Source organism: Shouchella shacheensis, from assembly GCF_001484965.1.
GTDB classification, from domain to species: Bacteria; Bacillota; Bacilli; order Bacillales; family Bacillaceae_D; genus Shouchella; species Shouchella shacheensis.
In genome coordinates this window covers 1-779 of the sequence record NZ_LLYY01000079.1, presented here as the reverse complement: position 1 = coordinate 779, position 779 = coordinate 1, and the positions used below count along the sequence as shown (strand labels likewise).

The following is a 779-nucleotide window of genomic DNA, read 5'->3' as shown; positions in this document are numbered from 1 at the left end:
TAAAATTTGTGAAAACAGAACTGGATCAAGTACGAGAGACCCTACGGTCATGGACAAACTACAACCAGAAATATGAACTTTACACGAGTACTCGAAAGATCAAGTGGTCTTATTCTCAAAGAAGACCCTATAAGGGGGACACGATCAAAGGCGAACGTCGCATGTATTTACACCTGTACTTCAATAGTGACAAAGCCATGGAGGATGAGAAAGAGCTTAATTCACGCCTTAGCGTACTTCAAGCAGAGATTGAAAGCGGCAAAAGAAGTCCTGAGCGTGAGAAACTGTATAACAAGTATTTTGACATCAAAACGACGCCCGTTCGTGGAACAAAAACAATAGCCAACCAAAAGGCAATGGATGAAGCGAAGCTGAATTATGGCTACTTTGCCCTTATTAGCAATGAAATCAAGGATCCAATCGAAGCACTAGAAATATACCGTAACAAGGATCTTGTTGAAAAGGCATTTGGTAACCTTAAAGAACGCTTAAACCTACGTCGGTTATCCGTTTCTTCTGACGCAAGTCTGGACGGCAAACTATTTGTGGAATTCATTGCACTAATTTTTCTTTCCTACCTTAAAAAGACGATGCAGGATCAAGATTTATTTAAAAAGTATACCATCCAGGAACTTCTTGATGAATTTGATATCATTGAGTGTTTTGAACAACCAGGTGCCCAGATCCGCGTAGGAGAAGTCACTAAACGTCAAAAATCACTTTACGAGAAGATTGGCATTTCTCCACCAACCTCGTTACAGTAAATTCGGGAATGCAGG

At 40.4% G+C, this 779-nt stretch carries 1 protein-coding gene; it reads left to right on the top strand.

The window, feature by feature from the left end; all coding sequences use genetic code 11:
• The coding region (locus AVZ68_RS19430) for an IS1634 family transposase (protein WP_437182715.1) at positions 1–764 on the top strand (764 nt) is incomplete at its 5' end.
• Positions 765–779: the final 15 nt, after the last annotated feature.